Here is a 22104-nt window from a genome sequence, read left to right as displayed (position 1 = left end):
CATGGCCGATCCGAACGGGGCCGACACGCCGCCGACCTATGTCGTCCGGGTGCTCAAGCTGTTGGGCGCCTCATTGGCGCAATTGGTCCGCAAGCCGTCGCATTCGCGGCGCGCCGAGGCGGCGCGGCGCGGGGCGCGGCGCGCCTTGATCCTGACTGCGCTGCTCGCGGTGGCGATCGCGGTGCTGATGGTGCTGCTCGACAGCCGCGAGATCGGCTGGATGCCGGCGCGCGGCACCGCCTGGCTGTGGCCGGTCAAGATCGTCACCGACTTCGGCAAGGCGTCCTATGTGCTGTGGGCGCTGGCGGCGCTGCTGCTGGCGCTCTTGTTGATCACGCCCAGGCTCGCCGGCTGGTCGCGGGCGGTGCTGCTGGCGTTCGGCACACGGGCGCAGTTCGTGTTCTTCGCGGTGCTGGTGCCGGTGCTAGCCGGCGAGCTGCTGAAGGGCGCGATCGGCCGCGGCCGGCCGTTCGTCGGCGGCGCGGCCAACGCCTTCAACTTCTCATATTGGTCGTGGAGCGAGGCCTATTCCAGCCTGCCGTCCGGCCACGCCACCACCAGTTTCGCGCTGGCCTTTGCGGTCGCCGCGCTGTGGCCGCGGGCCCGCGGCATCATGATCGGCTATGCCTTCGCGATCGCGGCGAGCCGGCTGGTGCTGCTGGCGCATCATCCGAGCGACGTGGTGGCCGGCGCGCTGACCGGGGTGATCGGCGCGATGGCGGTACGCTACTGGTTCGCGGCGCGTCATCTGGCCTTCACGATCGCGCGCGACGGCAGCGTCGCGGCGCTGCCGGGGCCGTCCTGGCCCCACTTCAAAAGGGTTGCCCGCGAGGCCCTGGCCCCATAAAAGCGGGCTTCCGCGAACGGCACCCCGGGGTGAGTTCCACAGGCTGCGGGCCGATCCGACCATGAGCGATCCTTTGACCAGTTCCGGCACCACCCCTGCCGTGTCCATCGTTGTTCCGGTGCGTAACGAGGCCGACAATGTCGCGCCGCTGATCGCCGAGATCGCCGCCGCTTTGGACGGCCGCTGGGCCTATGAGATTGTCTATGTCGATGACGGCTCGACCGACGCCACGCCGCAGCGCATCGCCGCGATGAGGCAGACGCGGGACAATCTGCGCCAGATCCGCCATGCCGCCTCATGCGGACAATCCGCCGCGGTGCGCAGCGGCGTGCGCGCGGCGCGCGGCGCCATCGTCGCCACGCTGGACGGCGACGGCCAGAACAACCCGGCGTTCCTGCCCGACCTGATCGCGGCGATCGAGCAGGGCGGCGCCGGCGTCGGCCTTGCCGCGGGCCAACGGCTCGGCCGCAAGGACACCGGCTTCAAGAAAATCCAGTCGCGCATCGCCAACAAGGTGCGCGACGGCATCCTGCACGACGGCACCCGCGATTCCGGCTGCGGCCTGAAGGCATTTCGCCGCGAGGTCTATCTGTCGCTGCCGTATTTCGACGGGCTGCACCGCTTCATGCCGGCGCTGGTGCGCCGCGAGGGCTTCGACATCGCCTTTGTCGACGTGACCGACCGGCCGCGGCTGTCGGGGGTGTCGAATTACGGCTTCTTCGACCGGCTGTGGATCGGGATCATGGATCTATTCGGGGTGTGGTGGCTGATCCGCCGCAAGAAATCCACGCCGACCGCAACCGAGATCGCATCATGATCATTCATTACGGCCAGGTGCTCGGCGACTACCTGTTTGACGTGTTCGTCGCCAAGTTCGATTTCTGGCTGGCGTTCGGCCTGGTCGCGCAATTGCTGTTCACCGCGCGCTTCCTGGTGCAGTGGATTTCCAGCGAGCGTGCGCGGCAGAGCGTGGTGCCGATGTCGTTCTGGTTCTTCTCGATCGCCGGCGGGCTGATGACGCTGGTCTACGGCATCGTCAAGCGCGAGCCGGTGATCATCATCGGCCAGGCGGCGGCGACCTTCGTCTACGTCCGCAACATCATGCTGATCGTGAAGAACCACGCCCGCGGCTCGAAGACCCTGGATAGCTGACGCTGTCTTTTTCTAGTTGAGCACGATCTTTTCTGAAACCGGGTGCCACTTTTCCGGATCATGCGCTACCTAGGCGCCGGATGCGCGACCGGCGCGGACAGCGTCATGGTCTCCTGCGCGGCCGTCGCAGCCGGCAGTTCGCCCGCCGCATCCAGCACCGGGAACGCCACCGAACAGATGTGCGAGTGGATCCGCCGCAGGTCGCGCAGCACGTCGAGATGCAGCGAGGTGGTCTCGATGGTTTCGGCGCGGCCTTCGCGCAACCGATCGAGATGGCGTTCGGTGGCGAGCAGTTCGGCGTTGCGCAGCAGGGTCTTTTCCGCGAGCAGCCTGCGCGCCTCCGCGACGTCGCCGGAGATGAACACCCCGAACGCGCTGCGCAGCGATTCCAGCGTGCGCCTGTGGAACGCCGCCAGTTCCTCGGCGCCCTCCGGCGAGAACTGGAAGCGCCGCTTGATCTTCTTGGTCGCAAGCTCGCTTAAGTTCTTGTCGATGATGTCGCCGATATGTTCGAGATTGATGGCAAACGAGATGATCTCCATGGCGCGATGGCCGTCGCGGTCGTCGAGACTGTCGCGGGTCAGTTTGATCAGATAGAGCTTGATCGCCTCGTCCAGCGCGTCGACCGAATTGTCCATCCGCGACACCTGATCGACCAACAGGCGGTCGTCGGTCATCATCGCGCTGACCACCTTGCGCAGCATCTCTTCGACCAGGTCGCCCATATGCAGCACCTCGCGCGCCGCGCAGGCCAAAGCCAGCGGCGGCGAGTTCAGCACCGCCTCGTCGAGATAGCGCGGCCGCGCCGGATTGGCGTCCGGGGTGCGCTCCGGTAGATAGCGCTCCAATAGCCGCGCCAGCGGGCCGAGCAGGCCGACGAACAACAGCGCCGTGGTCAGGTTGAAGGCGATGTGGAATTCCGCGGTCAATCGCGCGGCATCGGGCTGGAAGGCCTGCAGCGCCTCGGCGATCGGGCGCAGCCACGGCGCTACCAGTGCAACGCCGATCAGCCGGTTGAGGGCATTGCCGAGCGGCAGCCGGTAGCTCGCTGCGTTGTCGCGGCGGGGGCCCTCCAGCAGCGGATTGATCGCGCTGCCGAGATTGGCGCCGAGCACCAGGGCGAGCGCGGCCGCGGGCGTGACGAAATGCGCGAACGCCAGCGACATCGTCAGCAGCACCACGGCGACGCTGGAATGCGCCATCCAGGTGACCAGCGCGCCGAGCAGGATGCACAGCACCGGATCGCCGGTCAGCGCCGCCATCACCACGCGCATGCCGGGGGCGGTTTCCGCCGGCTGCAAGGTATCGAGCAGGATGTGCAGCGCCAAGAGCATCAGCCCGAGTCCGATCGAGACCCGGCCGAGGTCCTTCAGCCGCGACCGCGCGCCGCTGCGGAACGCCAGCAGGCCGACGATGAACAGCACCGGAGCGACGGCGGCGATGTTGAACGACAGCAGTTGCACGATCAGCGCGCTGCCGACATTGGCGCCGAGCATGATCGCCAGCGCCGGCACCAGCCCGACCACGCCGGCGGTGACGAACGAGCCGGTCATCAGCGCGGTGGCGGTGCTGCTCTGTAGCAGCGCGGTGAGGCCGAGCCCGGCCAGCAACGCCGAGACCCGGTTGCGCAGCGCGCGCGATAGCAATAGCCGCAGGTCGGCGCCGAACGCCCGCATCAGTCCGCTGTGCACCATGTGCAGGCCCCACAGCAACAGCGCGACGCCGCCCATCAGGTCGAGAACAACGATGCTTCCCATCGATCGGCGGCCCTCCGAGTTTCGCTCGAAGGGTCAGGCTATCGCGCTGCCCGCGCCGATCAACGCTTAAGTTGATGCAGCGGCAGGATTGTTTCGAGGCAGCGGTTCCCGTTGGCGCCGGCGCCCGGCGTCAGAGCGCGGCGTTGAACGCCGCAAAGCCGCGGTCGAGATCGACCTTGAGGTCGTCGACGCTTTCCAGCCCGATATGCAGCCGCAGCGCCGGGCCGCCCGGAACCCATTGGGTCGCACTGCGGTAGCTGGCGCAATCGAACGGAATCACCAGGCTCTCGAAGCCGCCCCAGGAATAGCCCATGCCGAACAGTTTCACGGTGTCGAGCAGCGCGTCGACGGCCTGTTGTGGCGCGGGCTTCAGCACGATGCTGAACAGCCCGGAGGCGCCGGTGAAGTCGCGCTGCCAGATCGCGTGGCCGGGATCGGTTTCAAGGCCCGGATGCAGCACCTTTGCAACCTCCGGCCGTGCCTGCAGCCAGCGCGCGATCTCCAGCCCGGCCTGGTGATGATGCTTCAGCCGTACCGCCAGCGTGCGCAGCCCGCGCAACGCCAGGAATACGTCGTCCGGACCGGCGCAGACCCCGAGCGCGCGGACCGCGTCGTTGACCAGCGGCCAGGCCTTGGCGTTGGCCGAGATGGTGCCGAACATGATGTCGGAATGGCCGCCGATATATTTGGTCGCGGCCTGGATCGAGATGTCGACGCCCTGGTCGAGCGAGCGGTGAAAGAGCGGCGTCGCCCAGGTGTTGTCGTCGAGCACCAGCGCGCCGTGGCCATGCGCCACCGCGGCGATCGCCGGGATGTCGGGCATTTCGAAGGATTGCGAGCCGGGCGCCTCGACCATCACCGCTTTGGTGTTGGGCTGCAACAGGCTCGCGATGCCGGCGCCGATCAGCGGGTCGAAATAGCTGGTTGTGACGCCGTAGCGCCGCAACAGCCCGTCGCAGAACAGCCGGGTCGGGCGATAGGCGTTGTCGCATACCAACAGATGGTCGCCGGCCTTCAGCACCGCGAGCAGCGCGGTGGAGATCGCCGCCACCCCGGACGGCGCCAGCGCCACACCGGCGCAATGGCCGCCTTCCAGCGTCAGCAGCGCCTGTTGCAGCGCCTGGGTGGTCGGGGTGCCGTGGCGGCCATAGGAGAACGCGCCGCGATGCGCGTGCAGGTCGGCCGCGGTCGGATACAGCACCGTGGAGCCTCGCACCACCGGCGGATTGACGAATCCTTTTTGCGCTGCGGTGTCGCGGCCGGCGGTGACGAGTTGGGTATCGGAGCGAAGCGGCAGAGCGCCGTCGTCGGAGGAGTTCATGAGTTATGACCAAAAAAGCATCTGCTGATGCAGCAGTTTGCCCCTTCCGGGTGCAATGCGGCTGCGGCGGGCTGGACTTCCTACTAGCAGGCCACAGAAGACGGCCGTCAACCCCTTGACCCGGACTTCAACTCGTTCTGTGATGCATCCGCACCTGTCTGGTTGCCGCGCGTTCGAGGGGCACGCTGCGAAAATCGGCCAACGTCTATCCCATCTGGCGGCGGAAGCTGATATCGCTTCGCCCGCCGGGAGGACGAGGGCATCGATCGGCCGTTCTCCTCTGCGGTGATATGACGACCACGAATACCGACGAATGCGTCCAGGACGACGTTCCTTGAAAGGCTTGGCTATGAAACGCGTATCTCTCGCTCTCTCTGTTGCCGTCACTGCCGGGTTTCTGACCCAGGCGGCCGGCGCGCAAACCCTGAAGACGGTCCAGGACCGGGGCGTTTTGTCCTGCGGCGTCAGCCAGGGCCTGCCGGGGTTCTCGGCGCCGGACGACAAGGGCAACTGGACCGGCATCGACGTCGATCTGTGCCGCGCGGTAGCCGCCGCGGTGTTCAACGATCCGACCAAGGTCAAATTCGTGCCGCTGTCGGCCAAGGACCGCTTCACCGCGCTGCAGTCCGGCGAGATCGACGTTTTGTCGCGTAACACCACCTGGACGGTGTCGCGCGACACCTCGCTCGGCGTCAATTTCACCGGCGTCACCTATTATGACGGCCAGGGCTTCCTGGTGCGCAAGGCGCTGAAGGTCAATTCCGCGCTCGAACTCAACTCGGCGTCGATCTGCGTGCAGACCGGCACCACCAACGAGCAGAACGTTGCCGACTACTTCAAGGGCAACAACATGAAGTACGAGGTGATCGCCTTCGGCACCGCGGACGAAGCCATCAAGGCCTATGAATCCGGGCGTTGCGACGTGTTCACCTCCGACGTCTCGCAGCTTTATGCGCTGCGGCTGAAGCTCGCCACCCCGGCCGATCACGCGGTGCTGCCGGAAGTGATCTCCAAGGAGCCGCTCGGCCCGTTGGTGCGCCACGGCGACGACCAGTGGTTCGACATCGTGAAGTGGACGCTGTTCGCGCTGCTCAATGCCGAGGAACTCGGCGTCAACCAGAAGAACGTCGAGGACCAGGCCAAGCTCGACAAGCCGGAGCTGAAGCGGGTGTTCGGCACCGACGGCAATCTCGGCGAACAGCTCGGCCTAACCAAGGACTGGGTGGTGCGCATCGTCAAGGCGACCGGCAATTACGGCGAGGTGTTCGATCGCAACGTCGGCTCCGGCTCCAAGCTCGGCATCGCCCGCGGCCTCAACCAGTTGTGGAACAAGGGCGGCATCCAGTACGCGCCGCCGATCCGCTAACCGCAACGAATCGATCCTCCCGATGGCCATCGAGGCCCGCCCCCCGCCGGCGCAGCTTGTTGCCAAGCTGCGCCGGCTGCTGGGTGGACGCGCCGGTTGGGGCGGCCTGCTGCTCCAGGTTCTGTTCGTCGCCGCCCTGATCTGGGTGGCCTACGAAATCGTCGACAACGCCCGCGGCAACCTCGCCAACCAGCGCATTGCCTCGGGCTTCGGCTTCATGTCGCAGACCGCCGGATTCGGCGTCAGCCAGGCGCTGATTCCGTATTCGGAAGCCGACACCTATACGCGGGTGTTTCTGGTCGGGCTGGTCAACACCCTGGTGGTGTCGGTGATCGGCATCGTCTTCGCCACCATCATCGGCTTCATGGTGGCGCTGGGCCGGCTGTCGCCGAACTGGCTGCTGTCGAAGATTTCCGGCGGTTACGTCGAACTGGTGCGCAACCTGCCGCTGTTGTTCCAGATCCTGTTCTGGTACCTCGCGGTGCTCGGCACCTTGCCGAATCCGCGGCAGAGCGTGACCGTGTTCGACGCGTTCTTCCTCAGCAACCGCGGCATCGTGGTGCCGCGGCCGGTCGGCGAGGCCGGGCTCGACGCCTTCCTGATCGCCATCGCCGCGGCGATCGCCATCGCGGTGCTGTTGCCGGCCTATGCGCGACGCCGCCTGTTCCAGACCGGCAAGCCGATGACGGTGTGGCCGTTCGCGCTCGGACTGCTGATCGGCTTGCCGCTCGTGGCGACGCTGATCTTCGGCAAGCCGTTCAGCTTCGAAATCCCGGCGCTGAAGGGCTTCAACTTCGCCGGCGGCGCGCGCGTCGCGCCGGAATTCGTGGCGCTGACGCTGGCGTTGTCGACCTACACCGCCTCGTTCATCGCCGAGATCGTGCGCGCCGGCATCCAGTCGGTGCACAAGGGCCAGATGGAGGCGGGCGCCTCGCTCGGGCTGTCGCGCGGCTCGACGCTGCGCCTCGTGGTGGTGCCGCAGGCGCTGCGGGTGATCCTGCCGCCTTTGACCAACCAGTATCTCAACCTGACCAAGAACTCGTCGCTGGCGGTGGCGATCGGCTATCCGGATCTGTTTTCGGTGTTCGCCGGCACCACGCTGAGCCAGACCGGGCAGGCCATCGAAATCATCGCCATCACCATGAGCGTGTATTTGCTGATCTCGATCGTCACCAGCGCGTTGATGAGCTTCTACGGCTGGCGGCTCGGACGGAGTCTCGGCGCATGACCGGCGTTCCCGCCTCGTTCGTTCGCCAGGATCTGGTCGACAGCCGACCGGCACCGGTGAAGACCACCGGCTTCACCGGCTTCCTGCGCACCCGGCTGTTCAACACGCCGACCAACACCATCCTCACCATCGTCGGCGCGGCGCTGCTGTGGCTGACCCTGGTGCCGACGGTGAAATTCCTGCTGATTGACGCGGTGTGGCAGGGCACCAGCCGCACCGACTGCCTGGCCGACAGCGCCGGCGGTGCGGTTGGCGCCTGCTGGCCGTTCGTGCAGGCCAAGTTCGCGCAGTTCGTCTACGGCTTCTATCCGCAGGACCAGCGCTGGCGGGTCAATCTCACCTTCGCGCTGGCGGCGCTTTTGCTGCTGCCGCTGCTGGTCCCGCGGGTGCCGGCCAAGAGCGTCAACGCCGGATTGTTCTTCATCGCCTTCCCGGTGGTGGCGTATTTCCTGCTGCACGGCGGCGGGTTGCACGGCTTCGCACTGAGCTGGACCGCGGACCTGCTATCGGGATTTTCCGCCAGCATCAGCGAGGGCGGCAGCAAGCTCGCCGCCGGCGGCGGCGTGGTCTCGGTGGCGCTCGGCAAATTGATCTACGGCTTTGGCGCCGCGGTGTGGTTCGTGATCTGGCCGCTGAGCTGGCTGCGCGACGCGATCCATGGCTCGGCGCGGCCGCTATGGATGGATTTCGGCATCACCGCGGTGCTCGTCTCCGGTCTGTTGTTCCTGCTCAGCGGCGGCTTCCGTAACGGCTGGCGGGCGTTGGCGCGCAGCCTCGCGATCTTCGCCGGCATCGCTGTGGTGATCTTCGTGATGCGGCTCGACCGCGGCGGGCTGCCGATCGTCGACACAAGAATGTGGGGCGGCCTTTTGGTGACGCTGGTGGTCTCCGTCACCGGCATCGTCACCTCGATGCCGGTCGGCATCGCGCTGGCGCTGGGGCGGCGCTCGACGATTCCCTTGATCCGGATCTTCTCGGTGCTGTTCATCGAGTTCTGGCGCGGCGTGCCGCTGATCACCGTATTGTTCTTCGCCACCTACATGCTGCCGTTGTTCCTGCCCGGCAACTTCACCGTCGACGGGCTGGTGCGGGTGCTGATCGGCATCGCGCTGTTCGCCGGCGCCTACAACGCCGAAGTGATCCGCGGCGGCTTGCAGGCGATCCCGCGCGGCCAGGCCGAGGCGGCGAGCGCGCTCGGGCTGTCCTATTGGAAGATCACCGGGCTCGTGGTGATGCCGCAGGCGCTGCGCCACGTCATTCCGGGCCTGGTCAATTCCTTCATCGCGCTGTTCAAGGACACCTCGCTGGTGTCGATCGTGGCCCTGTTCGATCTGCTGGGAAGTTTGCGGGCGTCGTTTGCCGACCCGGTGTGGTCGACGCCGACCACGATGTTCACCGGCTTTGCCTTTACCGGCCTGGTCTATTTCGTGTTCTGCTTCGGGATGTCGCGGTATTCGTTGTTCGTCGAACACCGTCTCAACGCCCACCGGCGCAGCTGATAACCATCGGATAGGATTGCAATGGCAGAACCGATCGTCACCGTCGCGGCCCTCAACAAGTGGTACGGCGATTTCCACGTGTTGCGCGACATCTCGCTCGACGTAGCGCGCGGCGAGCGCATCGTGATTTGCGGCCCCTCGGGGTCCGGCAAATCGACGCTGATCCGCTGCATCAACGCGCTGGAGGAATTCCAGGAAGGCAGCATCATCGTCGACGGCATCGAACTCGGGCCGAGCCTGCGCACCGTCGACGAAGTCCGCCGCGAGGTCGGCATGGTGTTCCAGAGCTTCAACCTGTTTCCGCACCTGACCGTGCTGGAGAACTGCACGCTGGCGCCGATCTGGGTGCGCAACATCCCGAAGAAGGACGCCGAGGCCACCGCGATGAAATATCTCGAGCGGGTGCGGATTCCGGACAAGGCGCACAAATTTCCCGGGCAGATTTCCGGCGGCCAGCAGCAGCGTGTGGCGATCGCGCGGGCGCTGTCGATGAACCCCAAGGTGATGCTGTTCGACGAGCCGACTTCGGCGCTCGATCCGGAGATGGTCAAGGAAGTGCTCGACACCATGGTCGACCTCGCCGAAGAGGGCATGACCATGATGGTGGTGACCCACGAAATGGGCTTCGCCAAGCAGGTCGCCGACCGCGTGGTGTTCATGGACGCGGGGCAGGTGATCGAGGCCAACACCCCGGCGGAATTCTTCGCCAATCCGCAGCACGCCCGCACCAAGCTGTTTCTGGGGCAGATCCTGCGCTGAGCCGAAAGCTGGTCCGGGCCTGGCCGACTGAGAACCGGAACCTCGATTGTTGTTGCGACGGGTGTTGTTTGCGCCAACCGCAATCCAGGTCGCTCGAAACGCGAGAGGGCGCCTTCACTATCCGGCCGCTGTCCGCAGCCTCATCCGGCAAGCGGCTTGCTTAAGTAGCGCGAGCCCTGCAAGCCGTAGCGCCACGGCAGTTCTGCGGCCTTGCTGATGCCGATCCGGGGACCGGCGACGATCGCCGGCGTCTGCAGCCGGGCATGCATCGCGAACGGCGGCGCATCGAGCGGCAGGCCGTTATGCGCGATCGTGACGCCGAGCGCCTGCGCCAGCTTGCCCGGCCCGGAACACAGCGCGCGCTCCTCGGCGACGCCGCGCCGCCGCCGCATCAACGCCAGGCCATGGGTCGGGGCCAGCGCCCGGATCAGCACCGCGCTGGCGGAACCGGCTTCCTCGCAGACCACGTTGAGACACCAATGGATGCCATAGGAGCGATAGACGTAAGCCACCCCGGGCGGGCCGAACATCACCGCGTTGCGCGCGGTCTGTCCGCCATAGGAATGCGCCGCGGGGTCGCTGTGGTGATAGGCCTCGACCTCGACGATGACGCCGCCGACGCCGTCCACCAACAGCGTGGCGCCGATCAGCTCTGGCGCCACCGCGTGCACGCTGCGGGCGAAGAACCGCCGCTGCAGCCTGGCGCCGAGCTTTAGGGCAGCGGGGACGGGCAAATCGGCCATGAACACGACAAATCGGCAGGACAAATACGGGGAGGGCGCCGACGTAAACGGCGAATGAATACAGTTTGAGCATTATTCCAATGGATCATCTCCAGCAAGCCGGCCGGGTTGCGGGATGCTGCCCGGCGGATTAGGTAAAGCCTTCGCAGAACGGACATTTCATGGTCGTCGTCGTCGATACCGTCTCCGCCACGCCTGTTCGCCCGCGCCATCCTGAAAAGGCGGCGCGGCCCGATGCGCTGTCGCCGAAGAAGCCGGACTGGATCCGGGTCCGCGCGCCGACCTCGCGCGGCTATGCCGACACCCGCGCCATCGTCAAGGAGAACGGCCTGGTCACGGTCTGCGAGGAGGCCGGCTGCCCGAATATCGGCGAGTGCTGGGACAAAAAGCACGCCACCTTCATGATCATGGGCGACACCTGCACCAGGGCTTGCGCGTTCTGCAACGTCAAGACCGGGCTGCCTGAGGCGCTCGATCCCGCCGAACCCGACAACGTCGCCGAGGCCACCTTCAAGCTCGGCCTCAAACATATCGTCATCACCTCGGTCGACCGCGACGATCTCGCCGATGGCGGCGCGGCGCACATCGCCGCCACCATCCGCGCGGTGCGGGCGCGCTGCCCCTCGACCACGATCGAAATCCTCACCCCGGATTTTCTGCGCAAGGACGGCGCCCTGGAAACCGTGGTCGCGGCCAAGCCCGACGTTTTCAACCACAATCTGGAAACCGTGCCGTCGCGCTATCTCACGGTGCGGCCCGGCGCGCGCTACTTCCATTCGATCCGGCTGTTGCAGCGGGTCAAGGAAATCGACCCCTCGCTGTTCACCAAATCCGGCATCATGGTCGGGCTCGGCGAGGAGCGCCACGAGGTGCTGCAGGTGATGGACGATTTGCGCTCGGCCGAGGTCGATTTCCTCACCATCGGGCAATATCTGCAGCCCAGCCTGAAGCACCATGCGGTGATGCGCTTCGTGCCGCCGGAGGAATTCGCCGGCTATGAGTCGGTGGCGTTTTCCAAGGGCTTCCTGATGGTGTCGTCGAGCCCGATGACGCGCTCGTCGCATCACGCCGGCGATCACTTCACCAAGCTCCAGGCGGCGCGCGCCGCGCTGTCGCGCTGAGTCGTTGCGATGCCGCAATTTCAAAGCAAGCGCCGGGTCCGCCACAGCGCGCTGAAGATGTTCGACCTGGTCGCCGATATCGAGCGCTATCCGGAATTCGTGCCGCTGTGCAGCGCGCTGAAGATCCGGCATCGCGTGGCGCGCCCCGACGGCAACGAGGTGCTGACCGCCGACATGACGGTGTCGTTCAAGCTGGTGCGCGAGACCTTCACCAGCCGGGTGACGCTCGACCGCGGCAATCTGAAAATCCTTGTGGAGTATCTGCAGGGCCCGTTCTCCAATCTGGAGAACCGCTGGAGCTTCGAGCCGCGCGGCGACGACGCCTGCGACGTCGGGTTCTTCCTCAGCTACGAGTTCAAGAACAAGATGCTGGCGCTATTGATGGGGACGATGTTCGACGCCGCGTTCCATCGCTTCGCCGCGGCGTTCGAGCAACGCGCCGACGCGATCTACGGCCGCGGGCAGCTCAGGAAGCTGACGGTCTGATATAACGCTCGTTCCCGGGCGTCGCATAGCTGGGCAGTGCGTATCTCCGAGTCGTCCCTGCGCACGCAGGGACCCATACGGCGCGGATTCGCTATTGGTGCGAATGCTGTCAATCACCTTGTACGACGGGGATTATGGGTCCCTGCGTGCGCAGGGACGACTCGCGGAGGCCAATAGCCCTTGCCTCGAGAGTTCGGATTCGTTTCGGCCTGCGGAGGCCCGCTCAGCTTTTCTTCGGCTGGCGCGGCGGCGCGACGCGGCGCTTCACCGCGCTGCGCCGCGGGCTGCGCGCGACGCGGGCGCGCGATACGCTGACCGGCCGCGGCTTCGCCGGCTTCGGCCCGCGCGCCAATTCCAGCAACATGCGCAGCGCTTCCACCACCGAGCGCTGCCGCACCAAACTGCGGCCGATCGCGCCGAAACGATGCTCGCGATGTGCGATGCGGCCGTCGCGCGAGGCCACCGCGATATGAACGAGGCCGACCGGCTTGCCCGGCGTGGCGCCGCCGGGGCCGGCGATGCCGGTAATCGCCACCGTCAGATCGACCTCGGCGTGTTCCAGCGCGCCGATCGCCATCGCGATCGCGGTCTCCTTGCTGACCGCGCCGAAGGTGATCAGCGTCGCGGTCTCGACCCCGAGCATGGCGTGCTTGGCTGCGTTGGAATAGGTGACGAAGCCGCGGTCGATGACGTCGGAGGAGCCGGGGATTTCGGTGAGCGCGCCGGCGACCAGCCCGCCGGTGCAGGATTCCGCGGTGGCGATGCTCAGCTTGCGCGAGCGGCACAGATCGAGCAGCGCGCGGGCGAGGGCACGCGGGTCGCTGCCAGCCATCTCAATCCGCCAGTCCGTTGGCGCCCCACGGCAGCCGCAGCGTCGCTGAAGCGGTGGCGGCGATGCCTTCCTCGCGGCCGGTGAAGCCGAGCCGCTCGCTGGTGGTGGCCTTCACCGCGATCCGCGCCACCGGCAGCCCGGTGATTTCGGCGATGCGTTGCCGCATCGCCTCGCGCAGCGGGCCGATCTTCGGCCGCTCGCAGATCATGGTGACTTCGAGATTGGCGATGCCGCCGCCGCGCGCGGTGACGCGGTCGATGGCGTATTTCAGGAATTTGTCGGAGGCCGCCCCCTTCCATTGCGGATCGGTCGGCGGGAAGTGCGAGCCGATGTCGCCGTCGGCCAAGGCGCCGAGGATGGCGTCGACCAGCGCGTGCAGCCCGACGTCGCCGTCGGAATGCGCCAGGAAGCCGCGATTGTGCGGCACCTTGAGCCCGCACAGCCAGACGTGGTCGCCGTCGCCGAAGGCGTGGACGTCGTAGCCGGTGCCGGTGCGGATATCGCCGAGCAGCGCGCCGAGGCGGGTTTCCTCGCGGACGAAATCTTGCGGAGTGGTCAGCTTCATGTTCGCAACATCGCCTTCAAAGGTCGCCACCGTCAATCCCGCCCATTCCGCGAGCGCCGCGTCGTCGGTGAAATCGTCGCGGCCCTCGCGCGCGGCGCGGCGGTGCGCATCGAGAATGACGTCGAAGCAGAACGCCTGCGGGGTCTGCGCGATGCGCAACCGGGCGCGCTCCGGGGTGGCCTCGACCAGGCCGGTGTCGCCGATCAGCTTGATGGTATCGGTGACCGCGACCGCCGGCACCGCGGCGCCGGTGATCTCGGCGGCCTTGATCGCCCGCGAGATCAAGGCGGCGTCGACGAACGGCCGCGCCGCGTCGTGAATCAGCACGATGTCCGGCGCCTGGTCGGCCAAGGCTTCGAGGCCGGCGCGGACCGAGCCCTGCCGTGTGGCGCCGCCGGCGGCGGGCGGCTGGTAGCTCAGGCCGGCGACCGCCTGCTGGAATAGCTCGGAATCGTCGGGGCTGGTGACCGGCTGCACCGCGAAAATCTCGGAATGCGTGCAAAACGGCTGCATTGCCCGAAAAATGACCGGCTGCCCGGCCAATGTGCGGTACTGCTTCGGCCCGCCGGCGCCGGCACGGAGGCCGCGGCCGCCGGCGACGATAATTGCGGCAGTTTTCTTGGGGTTGGACATCGGCATCAGCAGTCACAGCGAAGGGGAGGGGAGGATGGGCGAGGCGAAGCACTTACCACGGCGGGGCACAAAAACATCACGATTCACCGCAGAATGACGGCAAATCGTCAGGCGATTGCTGCAATGCACTTGCAAGTCTGATGGAATTGGCTAAACTGTAGGCACATGAAATTTTTGCTCAAGATTTGAGCGCGAGACGACGCAATGTTGCCGTCGCCGAACCACGAGAAGGCTGTGACCACCTCTCCTTTCACATGTCATCCGGCGTTGCAAATTGGCGTTGTTGAGGTGGTGAACAGGGCATTCCTGGCCCCCATGTCCGGCATCACCGACGCGCCGTTCCGACGTCTCACCGCGGCGCTGGGCGCCGGCCTGGTGGTATCGGAAATGACCGCCAGCGACGATCTGGCGCGCGGCCGGGCGATGTCGGTGCGGCGCTGCGACACCGCCGGCATCGGTCCGCATGTGGTGCAGCTCGCCGGCTGCCAGGCGCGCTGGATGGCCGAGGGCGCCCGCATTGCCGAGGCCGGCGGCGCCGAGCTGATCGATATCAACATGGGCTGCCCGGCGCGCCACGTCACCGGCGGCAGTGGGCAGTCCGGCTCGGCCCTGATGCGCGACCTCGACCACGCGTTGACGCTGATCGAGGCCACGGTGGCCGCGGTGCGGGTGCCGGTGACGCTGAAGATGCGGCTCGGCTGGGACCGCGACTGCCTCAACGCCCCGGAGCTGGCGCGCCGCGCCGAGGCCGCCGGCGTGCAGCTGATCACCGTGCACGGCCGCACCCGCAATCAGTTCTACAAGGGCACGGCGGATTGGGCCGCGGTGCGCGCGGTGCGCGAGGCGACCGCGCTGCCGCTGGTGGTCAACGGCGATATCACCTCGTTTCAGGCCGCGGTCGAGGCGCTGCGGCAGTCCGGCGCCGACGCGGTGATGATCGGCCGCGGCGCGCAGGGCCAGCCCTGGCTGCCGGGGCAGATCGGCCGGCAGCTGCAGACCGGCGTCGCCGAGCTGCCGCCGGCACTGCCCGAGCAACTGAACTATCTATTGGCGCTGTATGACGATCTGCTGAGGCTGTACGGCGTGCAGGTCGGCCTGCGCCACGCCCGCAAGCATCTGGGCTGGTCGCTTGAGGTCGCCGCGCGCGCCGCCGACGCCGAGCCGGCGGCGCTGAAATCCTGGCGCCAGCGGATTCTCACCGCCGAGGATCCCGCCGCGGTGCGCCGCGCGCTGGTGGACGCGTTTGATGATTTTGCCTGGAGGGCCGCCGCATGAGTAGCGCCGCTGAATCGCGCCGCATCGCGCATACCGATGGCGATGCCATCCTCAACGCGCTGCCGAATCCGGTGATGCTGGTGGCGCCCGACGGCAAGATCGTCGACGCCAACATGGCCGCGGAATCCTTCTTCGAGATTTCCACCCAACTGCTGCGCCGGCAGTCGCTGACCGAGCTGGTGCCGTTCGGCAGCCCGTTGCTGGCGCTGATCGATCAAGTTCGCGCCTCCGGCTCGCCGGTCAACGAATACAAGGTCGATCTCGGCACGCCGCGCAATGGCGGCGACCGCCAGGTCGATCTGCACGTCGCGCCGTTCGCCGAACGCCCCGGCCATATCGTGGTGATGCTGCAGGAGCGCACCATCGCCGACAAGATGGACCGCCAGCTCACCCATCGCAGCGCCGCGCGCTCGGTGATCGCGCTGGCGGCGATGCTGGCGCACGAGATCAAGAACCCGCTGTCCGGGATTCGCGGCGCCGCGCAACTGTTGGAGCAGGCGGCGTCCTCCGAAGACCGCATGCTGACCCGGCTGATCTGCGACGAGGCCGATCGCATCGTCACGCTGGTCGACCGCATGGAGGTGTTCGGCGACGAGCGCCCGGTGGCGCGCGGCCCGGTCAACATCCATTCGGTGCTGGATCATGTGAAGCGCCTGGCGCAGTCCGGCTTCGCCCGCAACATCAAATTCACCTCGGATTACGACCCTTCGCTGCCGCCGGTGTTGGCCAATCAGGATCAACTGATCCAGGTGTTTCTCAACCTGGTGAAGAACGCCGCCGAAGCCGTGGTCGATCTCGGCACCGATGGCGAGATCCAGCTCACCACCGCGTTCCGCCCCGGCGTGCGGCTGTCGGTGCCGGGCAAGAAATCCCGGGTGTCGCTGCCGCTGGAATTCTGCGTCAAGGACAACGGTCCCGGCGTGCCGGAAGACTTTTTGCCGAACCTGTTCGACCCGTTCGTCACCACCAAGCCGTCGGGCTCCGGGCTGGGGCTGGCGCTGGTCGCCAAGATCGTCGGCGATCACGGCGGCATCATCGAATGCGAGTCGCAGCCGCGCAAGACCACGTTCCGGGTGCTGCTGCCGATGTACAACACCGCAAAAAATTACAATCAAGGCCTTGGCGACGACGCGCCGGCGTCGTCCCGTGCCGCCCAGGATGCAAGATGAGGACTGACAATGCCCGCAGGTAGTATTCTTGTCGCCGACGACGACACCGCCATTCGCACGGTGCTCAATCAGGCGCTGTCGCGTGCCGGATACGAGGTGCGGCTGACCGGCAACGCCGCGACGCTGTGGCGCTGGGTCAGCCAGGGCGAGGGCGATCTGGTGATTACCGACGTGGTGATGCCGGACGAAAACGCCTTCGACCTGTTGCCGCGGATCAAGAAGATGCGGCCCAATCTGCCGGTCATCGTGATGAGCGCGCAGAACACCTTCATGACCGCGATCCGCGCCTCCGAGCGCGGCGCTTATGAATATCTGCCGAAGCCGTTCGACCTGAAGGAGCTGATCGCCATCGTCGGCCGCGCTCTGGCCGAGCCGAAGGACCGCGGCGCCAGCCACGCCGACGATTCCGAATTCGATTCGATTCCCTTGGTCGGCCGCTCGCCGGCGATGCAGGAGATCTACCGGGTGCTGGCGCGGCTGATGCAGACCGACCTCACGGTGATGATCTCCGGCGAGAGTGGCACCGGCAAGGAACTGGTGGCGCGCGCGCTGCACGACTACGGCAAGCGCCGCAACGGCCCGTTCGTCGCGGTCAACATGGCGGCGATCCCGCGCGACCTGATCGAATCGGAATTGTTCGGCCATGAGCGCGGCGCCTTCACCGGCGCCAACACCCGCGCCTCGGGCCGCTTCGAGCAGGCCGAGGGCGGCACGCTGTTTCTCGACGAGATCGGCGACATGCCGATGGAAGCGCAGACCCGGCTGCTGCGGGTGTTGCAGCAGGGCGAATACACCACGGTCGGCGGCCGCACCCCGATCAAGACCGACGTCCGCATCGTCGCGGCCTCCAACAAGGATCTGCGGATACTGATCCAGCAGGGCCTGTTCCGCGAAGATCTGTTCTTCCGGCTCAACGTGGTGCCGCTGCGGCTGCCGCCGTTGCGCGAACACATCGAGGATCTGCCCGACCTGGTGCGGCACTTCTTCGCGCTGGCCGAGAAGGACGGCCTGCCGGCCAAGAAGCTCGACGCCATGGCGCTGGAGCGGCTGAAGCAGCACCGCTGGCCCGGCAACGTCCGCGAATTGGAGAATCTGGCGCGGCGGCTTGCGGCGCTGTACCCGCAGGAGGTGATCACCGGCCCGGTGATCGACGGCGAACTGGCGCCGCCCGCGGTGGTGTCCGGCGGCAGCATCTCCAACACCGTCGACAATCTCGGCGGCGCGGTCGAGACCTACCTGTCGTCGCACTTTTCCAGCTTCCCGAACGGCGTGCCGCCGCCCGGGCTGTATCACCGCATCCTGCGCGAGATCGAGGTGCCGCTCTTGACCGCGGCGCTGGCGGCGACCCGCGGCAATCAGATCCGCGCCGCCGATCTGCTCGGTCTCAACCGCAATACGCTGCGCAAGAAGATCCGCGACCTCGACATCCAGGTCTATCGCAGCGGCGGTTGAACCTTGCGGCGCCGGATTGCGTCTCAATCGGAGCAATCCACAACAAATGCCCGGATGAGGCGAAATTTCGCGGCGGATGGTGCCGCGGAATTGTCGTAATTGAGCAACATTGTTGTAGGAATGCATCAGTCGGCGCGTGTCCGCGCAGCCCGGCAGCGTTCCACGCTCACCCCCAGTTCCGGTATGACCAGCGCAGATACGGCGGCCCCATCTTCCGAACCGCACAAGGCCGAGCCGCGCCGGCGCACGCTGCGCAAGCTGTTGGCGCCGTTCGCGGTGGCGCTGGCGCTGACGTCGGCGTTCCTGACCTTCGTGGTGCTGACCGGGCTGACCCCGATCGCGCCGACCCGGCAGGTGGTGATCACCTTCCTGATGATCAACGCCGGCACCGTGCTGCTGCTGGTGCTGATCATCGTCCGCGAACTGTGGCAGGTGGTGCAGGCGCGCCGCCGCGGCCGCGCCGCGGCACGGCTGCATGTGCAGATCGTCAGCCTGTTCTCGGTGATCGCGGTGCTGCCGGCGGTGCTGGTGTCGATCGTCGCCAACGTCACCATCGACCGCGGTCTCGACAAGCTGTTCTCCGGGCCGACCCGCGCGGTGATCCAGAATTCGCTGATCGTCGCCAACGCCTATCTGCACGAGCACGCGCAACTGATCCGCGGCGACATCATCGGCATGGCCGCCGACATCACCCACGCCCGGCCGCTGTTCGATCAGGACCGCCAGACCTTCCGCGAATTGCTGACCGCGAGTGCGGCGTCGCGCAATCTTCCCGGCGCCATGCTGATCGACAAGGACCGCAACATCCTGGAATCGGCGCAGACCGGCATCCGCCAGGACTTCGACACCCCGGCGCCGGAATTCCTCAGCAATGTCGACGAGAACGAGCCGCAGATCGCGGTGTTCATCGAGGCCAATTACGTCGCTGCGGTGATAAGGCTGCGCGCCTTCGACGACACCTTCCTCTATGTCGCGCGGCTGCTCGATCCGCGGGTGGTGGCGCAGTTGCGCCAGACCCAGGCCAGCGTCGCCGAATACGCCGAAGTGGAATCCCGCCGGCTCGGGGTGCAGGTGGCGTTCGCGCTGATGTTCACGGTGATCGCGCTCACCGTGCTGATGTCGTCGGTGCTGATCGGGCTGAATTTCGCCAACTGGCTGGTGGCGCCGATCCGAAGGCTGATGGGCGCCGCCAACATGGTGTCGACCGGCGACCTCGACGTCCAGGTGCCGGTGATCAAATCCGAAGGCGACCTCGCGCATCTCGGCGAGACCTTCAACAAGATGACGCAGGAATTGCGCAGCCAGCGCGACGAACTGGTCAGCGCCAGCGAGGTGATCGACAGCCGCCGCCGCTTCATCGAAGCGGTGCTGTCGTCAGCCTCCGCCGGCATCATCGGGGTCGACGCCTCGGGCTCGATCGGCGTGCTGAACCGCTCGGCGGAGAAGCTGATCGGGCACTCGGAATCCGAAACGCTCGGCCATCCTCTGACCGAGATCATTCCCGAACTCGACGAGATGATGAAGACCGCGCGGGAGAGCGCGCAGCGGCTGTTGCAGGGCCAGGTCACCATCAACCGCGAGGGCCATGAGCGCAACCTGTCGGTGCGGATCAGCGCTGAGCAGACCAGCCACTCGCAGGACAGCTACATCATCACGCTGGACGACATCACCGAGCTGGTGTCGGCGCAGCGCACCTCCGCCTGGGCTGACGTCGCCCGCCGCATCGCCCACGAGATCAAGAACCCGCTGACCCCGATCCAGCTCTCGGCCGAACGCATCAAGCGCAAATTCGGCAAGCTGATCGTCGAGGACAAGGGCATCTTCGAGCAGTGCACCGACACCATCATCCGCCAGGTCGACGACATCCGCCGCATGGTCGACGAATTCTCGCGCTTCGCGCGGATGCCGAAGCCGGTGATCGAAGGCGAGGACGTCGCCGACACCGTGCGGCAGACCGTGTTCCTGATGCGGGTCGGCCATCCGGACATCGACATCGCAGCCGAGATCAAGGACGAACCGATGCGGGCGCGGTTCGACCGCCGGCTGATCTCGCAGGCTCTGACCAACATCATCAAGAACGCCACCGAGGCGATCGAGGCGGTGCCGGCCGAGGAACTCGGCAAGGGCAAGATCGAGGTGGTCGCCGCGCGCGAGGGCGAGGACATCGTGATCGACGTCATCGACAATGGCATCGGGCTGCCGAAGACCGCGCGGTCGCGGCTCTTGGAGCCCTACGTCACCACCCGCGAAAAGGGCACCGGGCTCGGGCTCGCCATCGTCGGCCGGGTGCTGGCGGATCATGGCGGCGCCATCGAGCTCAACGACGCTTCCAACATCCGCCCCGAGCAGCAGCGCGGCGCCTGGATGCGGCTGCGCTTCTCGATCTCCGGGCAGCCGCCGAAAGAGCAGCCCAGCCAGCCGGCGATCTCGATGCCCGGCGAATCGAAAATCCCCGTCACCAGCGGCAACTAAAATGACAGGCGCGACCCATGGCCAATGACATTCTGATTGTCGACGACGAAGCCGATATCCGCGATCTCGTCGCCGGCATCCTCGAGGATGAGGGCTTCACCACCCGCACCGCGCGCGACAGCGATTCGGCGCTGGCCGAGGTGTCGAACCGGCGGCCCAATCTGGTGTTCCTCGACATCTGGCTGCAGGGCTCCAAGCTCGACGGCCTGCAACTGCTGGAGCAGATCAAGCGCGAGCACGCCGACGTGCCAGTGGTGATGATCTCCGGCCACGGCAACATCGAAACCGCGGTGGCGGCGATCAAGCGCGGCGCCTACGACTTCATCGAGAAGCCGTTCAAGTCGGACCGGCTGATCCTGGTGGCGACGCGGGCGCTGGAGACCTCGCGGCTGAAGCGCGAAGTCAAGGAGCTGAAGCAGCAGGCGCCGATCGCCTCGACGCTGATGGGGCATTCCGCCTGCATGAACCAGCTGCGCCAGACCATCGAGCGCGCGGCCAAAGCCAACAGCCGGATCCTGATCGTCGGACCGTCCGGCGCCGGCAAGGAATTGGCGGCGCGCACGCTGCACAACGCCTCCGGTCGCGCCGAGGGACCGTTCGTGGTGATCAACGCCGCGGCGATCACGCCGGAGCGCATGGAGGTCGAACTGTTCGGCGTCGAGCAGAGCAATGGCGAGCAGCCGCGCAAGGCCGGCGCGCTGGAAGAGGCCCACGGCGGCACGCTGTTCATCGACGAGATCGGCGACATGCCGCGCGAGACCCAGAACAAGATTTTGCGGGTACTGGTCGACCAGACCTTCCAGCGCGCCGGCGGCACCATCAAGGTCAATGTCGACGTCCGCATCATCTCCTCGACCGCGCGCAATCTCGAAGAGGAAATCGCCGAAGGCCGCTTTCGTGAAGACCTCTATCACCGGCTCTCGGTGGTGCCGATCCGGGTGCCGCCACTGTCGGAGCGCCGCGAGGACATCCCCGAACTGATCGACTATTTCATGGACCAGATTTCGCTCGCCACCGGGCTGCCGAAGCGCCAGATCGGGCAGGACGCCATGGCGGTGCTGCAGTCGCATGTTTGGCCGGGCAACGTCCGGCAATTGCGCAACAACGTCGAGCGGGTGATGATTCTCGCCGGCGGCGGCCCGGAGGTGATCATCTCCGCGGACATGCTGCCGCAGGACGTCGGCTCGATGGTGCCGACCATGCCGACCGGCAACAATGGCGAGCACATCATGGGGCTGCCGCTGCGCGAGGCCCGCGAAGTGTTCGAACGCGACTATCTGATCGCGCAGATCAGCCGGTTTTCCGGCAACATTTCGCGCACCGCCGAATTCGTCGGGATGGAGCGCTCGGCGCTGCATCGCAAGCTCAAGGCGCTCGGCGTCGGCTGAGCGTTAGCTTTAAAGCGTTTTCGAGCGAAGTGGATCCCG

Annotated in this window: 19 protein-coding genes; 14 read left to right on the top strand and 5 right to left on the bottom strand. The window is 66.6% G+C overall.

Annotated features, from left to right (window positions below; all coding sequences use genetic code 11):
- Position 1 precedes the first annotated feature (1 nt).
- The 3 genes from VGC77_RS18830 (at position 2) to VGC77_RS18820 (ending at position 1999) form a co-directional block, all read left to right on the top strand.
- Positions 2 to 847 (top strand): phosphatase PAP2 family protein, encoded by an 846-nt coding sequence (locus tag VGC77_RS18830; protein ID WP_331173090.1) that lies wholly within the window; start codon positions 2 to 4, stop codon positions 845 to 847.
- A gap of 61 nt (positions 848 to 908) precedes the next feature.
- A complete protein-coding gene (locus VGC77_RS18825) occupies positions 909 to 1664 on the top strand; it encodes a glycosyltransferase family 2 protein (protein ID WP_331173089.1) in 756 nt (251 codons plus the stop codon).
- Positions 1661 to 1999, top strand: coding sequence for a lipid-A-disaccharide synthase N-terminal domain-containing protein (locus VGC77_RS18820; protein ID WP_331173088.1), 339 nt, complete (start codon positions 1661 to 1663; stop codon positions 1997 to 1999). Before VGC77_RS18825 ends, VGC77_RS18820 begins: the two co-directional genes overlap by 4 nt.
- Before the next feature lie 65 nt (positions 2000 to 2064).
- On the opposite strand, the gene VGC77_RS18815 is transcribed toward VGC77_RS18820, so the two are convergent.
- Positions 2065 to 3756, bottom strand: coding sequence for a Na/Pi cotransporter family protein (locus VGC77_RS18815; protein WP_331173087.1), 1692 nt, complete (start codon positions 3754 to 3756; stop codon positions 2065 to 2067).
- 130 nt (positions 3757 to 3886) lie between these two features.
- Positions 3887 to 5077, bottom strand: a complete 1191-nt coding sequence (gene metC, locus VGC77_RS18810; protein ID WP_331173086.1) for a cystathionine beta-lyase — start codon at positions 5075 to 5077, stop codon at positions 3887 to 3889.
- A gap of 349 nt (positions 5078 to 5426) precedes the next feature.
- Here metC and VGC77_RS18805 point away from each other — a divergent pair, with 349 nt between their 5' ends.
- From VGC77_RS18805 to VGC77_RS18790, 4 genes are read left to right on the top strand one after another with little or no spacing between them, the layout of a single operon-like run.
- Positions 5427 to 6443 (top strand): amino acid ABC transporter substrate-binding protein, encoded by a 1017-nt coding sequence (locus VGC77_RS18805; RefSeq protein ID WP_331173085.1) that lies wholly within the window; start codon positions 5427 to 5429, stop codon positions 6441 to 6443.
- 22 nt (positions 6444 to 6465) lie between these two features.
- Positions 6466 to 7671, top strand: coding sequence for an amino acid ABC transporter permease (locus tag VGC77_RS18800; RefSeq protein WP_331173084.1), 1206 nt, complete (start codon positions 6466 to 6468; stop codon positions 7669 to 7671).
- Positions 7668 to 9170: an amino acid ABC transporter permease gene (locus VGC77_RS18795; protein WP_331173083.1), complete on the top strand. Its 1503-nt coding sequence runs from the start codon at positions 7668 to 7670 to the stop codon at positions 9168 to 9170. The genes VGC77_RS18800 and VGC77_RS18795 overlap by 4 nt, the downstream gene beginning before the upstream one ends.
- Positions 9171 to 9191: 21 nt before the next feature.
- A complete protein-coding gene (locus VGC77_RS18790) occupies positions 9192 to 9929 on the top strand; it encodes an amino acid ABC transporter ATP-binding protein (RefSeq protein WP_011472999.1) in 738 nt (245 codons plus the stop codon).
- 140 nt (positions 9930 to 10069) lie between these two features.
- On the opposite strand, the gene VGC77_RS18785 is transcribed toward VGC77_RS18790, so the two are convergent.
- Entirely contained in the window at positions 10070 to 10672 is a 603-nt protein-coding gene (locus VGC77_RS18785) for a DNA-3-methyladenine glycosylase (RefSeq protein WP_331173082.1), read from the bottom strand.
- 161 nt (positions 10673 to 10833) lie between these two features.
- Between VGC77_RS18785 and lipA the strand changes: the two genes are divergently transcribed.
- Both lipA and VGC77_RS18775 read left to right on the top strand, forming a co-directional pair.
- Positions 10834 to 11793: a lipoyl synthase gene (gene lipA, locus VGC77_RS18780; protein ID WP_331173081.1), complete on the top strand. Its 960-nt coding sequence runs from the start codon at positions 10834 to 10836 to the stop codon at positions 11791 to 11793.
- 9 nt (positions 11794 to 11802) lie between these two features.
- A complete protein-coding gene (locus VGC77_RS18775) occupies positions 11803 to 12279 on the top strand; it encodes a type II toxin-antitoxin system RatA family toxin (protein WP_331173080.1) in 477 nt (158 codons plus the stop codon).
- Between the two features lie 223 nt (positions 12280 to 12502).
- On the opposite strand, the gene VGC77_RS18770 is transcribed toward VGC77_RS18775, so the two are convergent.
- Together VGC77_RS18770 and VGC77_RS18765 are read right to left on the bottom strand one after the other, a co-directional pair.
- Positions 12503 to 13111: a CinA family protein gene (locus VGC77_RS18770; RefSeq protein ID WP_331173079.1), complete on the bottom strand. Its 609-nt coding sequence runs from the start codon at positions 13109 to 13111 to the stop codon at positions 12503 to 12505.
- A 1-nt stretch (position 13112) separates the two neighbouring features.
- Complete coding sequence (locus VGC77_RS18765) at positions 13113 to 14309, bottom strand: bifunctional 2-C-methyl-D-erythritol 4-phosphate cytidylyltransferase/2-C-methyl-D-erythritol 2,4-cyclodiphosphate synthase (RefSeq protein WP_331173100.1); 1197 nt, start codon at positions 14307 to 14309, stop codon at positions 13113 to 13115.
- A 204-nt stretch (positions 14310 to 14513) separates the two neighbouring features.
- On the opposite strand from VGC77_RS18765, the gene dusB reads away from it, so the two are divergent.
- The 5 genes from dusB (at position 14514) to VGC77_RS18740 (ending at position 22065) form a co-directional block, all read left to right on the top strand.
- Entirely contained in the window at positions 14514 to 15584 is a 1071-nt protein-coding gene (gene dusB / locus VGC77_RS18760; RefSeq protein WP_414709695.1) for a tRNA dihydrouridine synthase DusB, read from the top strand.
- Positions 15581 to 16753 carry a nitrogen regulation protein NR(II) gene (locus VGC77_RS18755; protein ID WP_331173077.1) on the top strand — a complete coding sequence of 391 codons (1173 nt, stop codon included), beginning with the start codon at positions 15581 to 15583 and terminating at the stop codon, positions 16751 to 16753. Before dusB ends, VGC77_RS18755 begins: the two co-directional genes overlap by 4 nt.
- Before the next feature lie 9 nt (positions 16754 to 16762).
- Positions 16763 to 18205, top strand: a complete 1443-nt coding sequence (ntrC, locus tag VGC77_RS18750) for a nitrogen regulation protein NR(I) (RefSeq protein WP_331173076.1) — start codon at positions 16763 to 16765, stop codon at positions 18203 to 18205.
- Positions 18206 to 18388: 183 nt separating this feature from the next.
- Positions 18389 to 20677, top strand: coding sequence for a PAS domain-containing sensor histidine kinase (locus VGC77_RS18745; protein WP_331173075.1), 2289 nt, complete (start codon positions 18389 to 18391; stop codon positions 20675 to 20677).
- A 17-nt stretch (positions 20678 to 20694) separates the two neighbouring features.
- A complete protein-coding gene (locus tag VGC77_RS18740; RefSeq protein ID WP_331173074.1) occupies positions 20695 to 22065 on the top strand; it encodes a sigma-54 dependent transcriptional regulator in 1371 nt (456 codons plus the stop codon).
- Positions 22066 to 22104: the final 39 nt, after the last annotated feature.

Origin of the sequence: Rhodopseudomonas sp. (genome assembly GCF_036404135.1) — a bacterium.
In the GTDB taxonomy this organism is placed as follows: domain Bacteria; phylum Pseudomonadota; class Alphaproteobacteria; order Rhizobiales; family Xanthobacteraceae; genus Rhodopseudomonas_A.
The sequence above is the reverse complement of the archived record's forward strand: the minus strand, read 5'-3'. Positions and strand labels throughout refer to the sequence as shown.

Coding starts and splice junctions, on each gene's coding strand:
- VGC77_RS18825 (WP_331173089.1), top strand. CDS start 909: ATGAGCGATCCTTTGACCAGTTCCGGCACCACCCCTGCCGTGTCCATC.
- VGC77_RS18755 (WP_331173077.1), top strand. CDS start 15,581: ATGAGTAGCGCCGCTGAATCGCGCCGCATCGCGCATACCGATGGCGAT.
- VGC77_RS18800 (WP_331173084.1), top strand. CDS start 6,466: ATGGCCATCGAGGCCCGCCCCCCGCCGGCGCAGCTTGTTGCCAAGCTG.
- VGC77_RS18790 (WP_011472999.1), top strand. CDS start 9,192: ATGGCAGAACCGATCGTCACCGTCGCGGCCCTCAACAAGTGGTACGGC.
- VGC77_RS18775 (WP_331173080.1), top strand. CDS start 11,803: ATGCCGCAATTTCAAAGCAAGCGCCGGGTCCGCCACAGCGCGCTGAAG.
- VGC77_RS18795 (WP_331173083.1), top strand. CDS start 7,668: ATGACCGGCGTTCCCGCCTCGTTCGTTCGCCAGGATCTGGTCGACAGC.
- dusB (WP_414709695.1), top strand. CDS start 14,514: ATGTTGCCGTCGCCGAACCACGAGAAGGCTGTGACCACCTCTCCTTTC.
- VGC77_RS18770 (WP_331173079.1), bottom strand. CDS start 13,111: ATGGCTGGCAGCGACCCGCGTGCCCTCGCCCGCGCGCTGCTCGATCTG.
- VGC77_RS18745 (WP_331173075.1), top strand. CDS start 18,389: ATGACCAGCGCAGATACGGCGGCCCCATCTTCCGAACCGCACAAGGCC.
- metC (WP_331173086.1), bottom strand. CDS start 5,077: ATGAACTCCTCCGACGACGGCGCTCTGCCGCTTCGCTCCGATACCCAA.
- VGC77_RS18785 (WP_331173082.1), bottom strand. CDS start 10,672: ATGGCCGATTTGCCCGTCCCCGCTGCCCTAAAGCTCGGCGCCAGGCTG.
- ntrC (WP_331173076.1), top strand. CDS start 16,763: ATGCCCGCAGGTAGTATTCTTGTCGCCGACGACGACACCGCCATTCGC.
- lipA (WP_331173081.1), top strand. CDS start 10,834: ATGGTCGTCGTCGTCGATACCGTCTCCGCCACGCCTGTTCGCCCGCGC.
- VGC77_RS18805 (WP_331173085.1), top strand. CDS start 5,427: ATGAAACGCGTATCTCTCGCTCTCTCTGTTGCCGTCACTGCCGGGTTT.
- VGC77_RS18815 (WP_331173087.1), bottom strand. CDS start 3,756: ATGGGAAGCATCGTTGTTCTCGACCTGATGGGCGGCGTCGCGCTGTTG.
- VGC77_RS18765 (WP_331173100.1), bottom strand. CDS start 14,309: ATGTCCAACCCCAAGAAAACTGCCGCAATTATCGTCGCCGGCGGCCGC.
- VGC77_RS18740 (WP_331173074.1), top strand. CDS start 20,695: ATGGCCAATGACATTCTGATTGTCGACGACGAAGCCGATATCCGCGAT.
- VGC77_RS18830 (WP_331173090.1), top strand. CDS start 2: ATGGCCGATCCGAACGGGGCCGACACGCCGCCGACCTATGTCGTCCGG.
- VGC77_RS18820 (WP_331173088.1), top strand. CDS start 1,661: ATGATCATTCATTACGGCCAGGTGCTCGGCGACTACCTGTTTGACGTG.